4 protein-coding genes and 1 pseudogene are annotated in these 6,092 nt (G+C 60.0%); 4 read left to right on the forward strand and 1 reads right to left on the reverse strand.

Features of this window, described 5'->3' with window-relative positions:
* Positions 1-642, reverse strand: a pseudogene (locus C4334_RS08375) (hypothetical protein); the annotation flags it as partial.
* A gap of 488 nt (positions 643-1,130) precedes the next feature.
* Between C4334_RS08375 and serA the strand changes: the two are divergent.
* The 4 genes from serA (at position 1,131) to cyaB (ending at position 5,643) form a co-directional block, all read left to right on the forward strand.
* On the forward strand, positions 1,131-2,726 hold the full coding sequence (serA, locus tag C4334_RS08380) for a phosphoglycerate dehydrogenase (protein ID WP_352431632.1): 1,596 nt from the start codon (positions 1,131-1,133) through the stop codon (positions 2,724-2,726).
* A gap of 18 nt (positions 2,727-2,744) precedes the next feature.
* Positions 2,745-3,671 carry an ABC transporter ATP-binding protein gene (locus tag C4334_RS08385; protein WP_352431633.1) on the forward strand — a complete coding sequence of 309 codons (927 nt, stop codon included), beginning with the start codon at positions 2,745-2,747 and terminating at the stop codon, positions 3,669-3,671.
* Entirely contained in the window at positions 3,668-4,963 is a 1,296-nt protein-coding gene (locus C4334_RS08390; RefSeq protein WP_352431634.1) for an ABC transporter permease, read from the forward strand. Before C4334_RS08385 ends, C4334_RS08390 begins: the two co-directional genes overlap by 4 nt.
* Positions 4,964-5,100: 137 nt before the next feature.
* Positions 5,101-5,643 carry a class IV adenylate cyclase gene (gene cyaB / locus C4334_RS08395; protein ID WP_352431635.1) on the forward strand — a complete coding sequence of 181 codons (543 nt, stop codon included), beginning with the start codon at positions 5,101-5,103 and terminating at the stop codon, positions 5,641-5,643.
* Positions 5,644-6,092: the final 449 nt, after the last annotated feature.

Here is a 6,092-nt window from a genome sequence, read left to right on the forward strand (position 1 = left end):
CCAAGCCGCGCCGATGACGATGGGCATGGCTTGCGCTCCAGCGCGTCGCAGCGTCTCGGCGCGATTGGCCGCCCTGATCACATCGTAGCCGTTGATTTGGTTGAAAACCTCGACCACGATGACGGTCTCGCCCTTCCACTGAATTAGATCGGCGAGGAACGGATCGGCCTCGCGTTTCGTTTCCAGTTCTTCCAAAAGGGGCCGGAGCAGTTGGTCAAGCGCTGTCGCACTTGCGGTTGATCTGGCGGGCCGCCTTGTCCGCCGTTGAAGAGCACTGGTGCTCGGCGAACGACGAACGACATCGCGTTCGCAACGCTCGCCGTCGCGACGTCCAGCTTCGCCACGTTGCCAGTTCGCCAAATCCTTTACGACGAGCTGGATTTCGCGCATCGTTGACTCGGTGCGTTGTTGTGCTTCGACGAGTTCGGCGATCTGCGCTTCTGTGCGCCGTTGCGCTTTGGTGAGTTCCGCGAGACGTCCATCCGTGCGTTGCTGTGCCGATGTGAGATCGCGTATGGCAACGGCCAGCTCATTGAGCCTTTCATCCGTGTGTTGCTGCGCTGCTGCGAGGTCGCGGACGGCGATGACCAGTTCGTCAACTGCTTTCGTCAGTTGGTCGAACCTCTCCGGTAGCGCCAGCAAGCTTTCGGTCAGAAGCTAGCGGCGCACCTCTTCGCGGAAGGCCACGTCGGTTCGGAGCAGTTCGAGGAATTCTTCTCTAATCATCGCCGCTCGGAATTATGAGACATTAGTGGGAGTTCGATCAAGAAGCGGCTCCGCGCGCGATGGTGTGCGGTCGCCCCGAACCGGGGGCGCATCGAGCAATCGAGGTATCGGTTGTGTGCGCGGACGGCAAGGCGCGCGTCATCCGTTAGGCTCCCTTGTCGAGCGATGGGGGCATCAACCAAAGAGCTGTAGCGTGAAGGAGCGCGAACCCGCCTGGCCGTCATTCGACGTTACAGGTGCATCAAATCTTGACGGCGCTGGCGAATCAATGAGAAAACTTTAAGTTCAGTTTCCGAAGACGAAAAGCCTACGGTTCTTTGGGATCAAGGGGAACGCCGGACGAAGGGCTTACGGTTCGTTTGGATCAAGGGGAACGCTACATTTGTCGAGGTAAAGAGCTCAGAATGGAAGAGATCAAAGTTTTCGTCGCCGATGATGTGAGCGAAATCGGCCTCGAGCCTTTGCGCAGCGCCGGTTTCAAAGTCGAAAAGCGCACTGGCCTCAAAGGCGATGCGTTGTTTGAAGCGGTGCGCGATGTGGATGCGCTCATCGTGCGCAGCGAGACGAAGGTAACGGCGGAGTTGATGGACGCCGCGCGGCGCTTGCGCGCCATCGGGCGAGCGGGCGTCGGTGTGGACAACATCGACGTTGCGGCGGCGACGGCCCGCGGCATCGTCGTGATGAACGCGCCTGACGGCAACACGATGACCACCGCCGAACACACCTTCGCGCTGTTGTTGGCGCTAGCGCGGCGCATCCCACAAGCGCAAACCAGTTTGAAGGCGGGGAGGTGGGAGCGAAAGAAGTTCATCGGAACCGAACTGCGCGGAAAAACGTTAGGCATCATCGGACTGGGGCGCATCGGACGCGTCGTCGCCAGTCGCGCGCAAGGGTTCGAGATGAAGGTCATCGCCTATGATCCGTTCGTTTCGCCGGAGCAAGCGCGCGAACTCGATATCGAGTTGCTGCCGCTCGATCAGGTCTTCGAACGCGCCGATTTCCTGACGATTCATACGCCGTTAACTCCCGAGACACGCGGGATCATCGGCGCCCAAGCCTTCGCTCGCATGAAACCGGGCGTGCAGATCGTCAACTGCGCGCGCGGCGGATTGGTCGATGAGCGGGCGCTTTACGAAGCGATCAAAAGCGGCAAGGTGGCAGGCGCGGCGCTCGATGTCTTCAGCGAAGAACCGCTGCCACCGGACCACCCGCTTCTTGCGCTCGACGAGGTGGTCGTCACGCCGCATCTTGGAGCCTCAACGCGTGAAGCCCAAGAATCGGTTGCGGTGATCGTCGCTGAGCAGTTGCGCGACTATTTCCTGACGGGCAGCGTGCGAGGCGCGGTCAACATGCCCGCCTTGAGCGCGCAGGAGCTACACGTTCTGCAGCCCTATCTTCGGCTGGCCGAAGCGCTCGGGCGTTTTGAAGCGCAAGTGGTGCGTGAACCTGTGCGCGAAGTGCGATTGGAATACGCTGGCGAAGCGGCGTCGCTCGATGCGGCGCAGATCGCGCGCGCTTTTCTCGCCGGCTTGTTGCGCGATGTGAGCGCGCGCGTCAACGTCGTCAACGCGCTGTTGATCGCCGAAGAGCGCGGCATCGCCGTGACGATCGCGCAGCGCCACAGCGCCGATGATGATTCGCCTGCGTTGCGCGCCGTGGTCGCGACGCAAAGCGGTGAGCAATCGGTGGCGGGCGATCTGTTTGGGCCGCGCGCTGAAGGGCGCATCACCGAAATCGACGGCTTCCGCATCGAGGTCGTTCCCGCTGGGCATATGCTCGTCTTGCATAACCGAGACGTGCCGGGAGTCATTGGCAGAGTCGGGACGCTCCTCGGCGAGCGACAGATCAACATCAGTCGCTTCCATCTGGGACGACGCGCGCCGGGCGGTGAAGCGATGGCTGTCATCGAAACGGATGGCGCGGTCGGTGAACAGACGCTGAACGCTCTGCGTGCCGCGGAAGATGTGCTTTCGGTTTGTCGCATCGAGTTGCAGAATTGAGAGGGTGAAGCGAAAGGGATGAGACCATCTGCATCTTCGGATGGCGAGGCCGTCCTCGTGTTGGACGGCGTGACCAAACGGTTCGACGATTTCACGGCAGTGGACCATCTGAGTTTGGTCGTGCGCGCCGGGCGCGTCTTCGGACTCCTCGGGCCGAACGGCGCCGGAAAGACGACGACCATACGCATGATCGTCGACATCACGGCACCGGACGAAGGCGCGGTCCTCTTTCGCGGACAACGGATGGGGCCGCGCTTGCAAAATCGAATCGGGTATTTGCCCGAAGAGCGAGGCCTTTACAAAAGGATGCGCGTTGGCGAGCAGCTCCGCTTTCTCGGCGAGCTCAAGGGCATGGAACGCAAAGAGGCCGAGCGCACCGCCGATATTTGGCTCGAGAGGTTGAACCTCGCCGAATGGAAAAAGCGTAAAACCGATGAACTCTCCAAAGGGATGCAACAGAAGGTACAGTTCATCGCCACCATCATGCACGAGCCGGAACTGATCATCCTCGACGAGGTCTTCGCCGGCCTCGATCCGATCAACGCCGAACTCCTCAAAAAGATCATCCTCGAGTTCAAAGCCAAGGGACGCGCGATCATCTTTTCAACGCACTTGCTCGAACAAGCCGAGTGGCTTTGCGACGACATCTGCTTGATCAATCGCGCGCGTAAGGTCCTCGATGGCGAGTTGCGCGAGATCAAACGCGCGTTTCGGCGCAATGCCGTCGCCTTGCGCGCTGAAGGGGCTGAGCGCGTGCTGGACGACCAGGAGCTGGTGGCGCGCGTCGTTTCGCGCGACGAACACTTGGAGGTCGTCCTTCAAGAAGGCGCAAGTCCGCAGGAGTTGCTGCGCCGTCTGGTCCAGTCGGGCGCCGTCGTGACCAAGTTCGAACAGATCGAGCCGAGCTTGCGTGAGATCTTCATCTCCAAAGTCAGCGAATCATGAACAAGATCTGGATCATCGCGCGCCGCGAATACCTCGAGCGCGTGCGAAATAAGATGTTCATCGTCATGACCCTCATCGGGCCAGCGCTGCTGGTGTTGTTCGGCATCTTGCCGGCGCTGCTCTTTCAGCTCGGTGCGGGCGAAGCCAAACGCATACGCATCTTTGACCAGACCGGGCGCCTCTACCAGCGCGTGCGCGATGCGCTTGAACGTGAGCGGAAAGGCGACGAGCGCAAGGCGCGCTCGCGCCAAAGCGCCGGACGGTACGAAGTCTCTTCCGCAGATGAAATGGAACGGTCGCTCGAAGATGCGCGACGCGAACTTGCCGAAAGCGTACGGCGCGGTGAAATAGATTTCTACGTCATCCTGCCGCGCGATGTGATCGCAAGCGGACGGGCCGAAGTCTACGGGCGTAATCCGAGCGATCTGTTTACGGTGGATGACATCGAATCGGCGATCAATGATGCCGTGATCGAAGCGCGCCTGAGCGACGCGCAGATCGATCCGCACCGCATCGCGTCGCTTTCCGAGCGCGTGCGCCTAAACGTCGTGCGGGTCAGCGAGCGGGGCGAGGAGAATATATCCGGTGCCGGCTTCTTCGTTGCCTTCATCGTCGGATTCCTGATCTACATGACCATCATCCTTCATGGACAAGCGGTGCTTTCGTCGGTGGTCGAAGAGAAGACCTCGCGCGTCATCGAAGTATTGCTCTCTTCGGCACGGGCGTTCGATCTGATGATGGGCAAGCTCATTGGCATCTCGCTCGTCGCGCTGACGCAATACGCCGTCTGGGGATTGGCCGCGGCGCTCTTCTGGGTGTACGGTCTGGCCGCGCTCTCTGCAAGCGGCGTCAACCTTTCCCTGCCGTCGATTTCGCCGTTTGTGCTGCCCTACTTCTTCGGCTTCTTTCTCGTCGGTTTCTTCATCTACGCGACGCTCTATGCCATGGCTGGCGCCGCGACGACGACCACACAAGAAGGCGGACAGCTCGCGATGCCAGTGATCTTTTTGCTCGTCATCGGTTTCTACTTGGTCTTTCCCGTTATGCGCAGCCCGAATTCGACTTTCGCCACGATCGTCTCGCTCGTCCCCTTCTTCGCGCCGGTTATCATGCCGGTCAGATTGGTCACCGAAGCGCCGCCCGTTTGGGAAGCGCTCTTATCGCTGGCGCTCAGCGTCTTGACGGCAATCGGTTTGGTCTGGATCACCGCGCGCGTCTATCGCGTTGGAATCTTGATGTACGGCAAACGGGCGACGCTCCCAGAGATTTGGCGCTGGATCAGACAGCCTTGAAGGCAAGATGAACTGCCGAGACGGAGCGCTCACTAGCAACCGAGAAGGCGCAAGCTGTGATGTCGGCGCGCGAAGGTCGAAAGCAGCGGAAAGAGAGACGCTATCTCGGCCCACAGAATCTCTCTGAATTTTTAAGGATGAACGTCGAAACGGAGAAGAAGTATCGCCTCGATCGAGCCGCCGCGACGGCGCTGCGGCAACGCCTCCGAACTTTGGGTGCGGCGTGCCTCGAAGAAGATTTCGAGGAGAACACGATCTACAGCGGCAACGGGCTAGACGTTGCCCGCCAAGCCTTGCGCTTACGCCGCACGCGCAACGGCGCTACCCTGGCCTTTAAAGAACGCTGGCCATCCCAATCGGCTGTCAAACGCCAACGCGAAGAAGAAACGGCGATCGAGGATCCACAGGCCATGGCGCGCATACTCGAAGCATTAGGCTTTCGCCCAACGCTTGTCTATGAGAAACGGCGCGCGACCTTCGGGCTGGACCGGTGTCGCGTCTCGTTGGATGAACTCCCCTTCGGCCTCTTCGCTGAAATCGAGGGCGATGCTGCAGATATCGAGAAGGTCGAACGGACGCTCGATTTGTGCAACGCGCCCGTAGAAAATGCAACCTACCCGGAACTTGCGGCCAAATACGGGCGACGCCAAGGCGAACGCACGGAATCGCGTTTTGACTAAAAGTCGAGCGCGAATTCGGGTTGACATTCGGCTCGTCCAACGCGTCGTGATGCCAAAGCATCAAGATCGCCGCTTGGATCGAGCGGGCGCATCAGCATTTCGGCTCTTTGAACACATCGTAACGGAGGGCGAGACGTAAAGCTGAGTCAAAGGAGGCGCTCGTCGAGCGAGCGTCGCTCGAAACGTTTCGTAGGGGAATGGACGTGAGAACGAGCGCTTTGCGCCAAGCTCGCCAAATGTCGCCTGAACCCTCAAAGCGCGCTCTCGACGTCGCGAAGCAAAAAGACGCGCCCAAATGTTCCTTCCGCGCGGTGCGTTGTTGCTGAATACGTAGAAGAGGTTAGCGGTTCAAACTCTCGGTTCCTATCTGTGCTCAACATCTGGGTTGCGCGAGTTGAGTTTCCTTAGTCCCCGTAGACAGTTTGAACTCGCTGCTGCTGGCCGCACTC

The sequence above is a fragment of the Pyrinomonas sp. genome, from assembly GCF_040289685.1.
In the GTDB taxonomy this organism is placed as follows: domain Bacteria; phylum Acidobacteriota; class Blastocatellia; order Pyrinomonadales; family Pyrinomonadaceae; genus Pyrinomonas.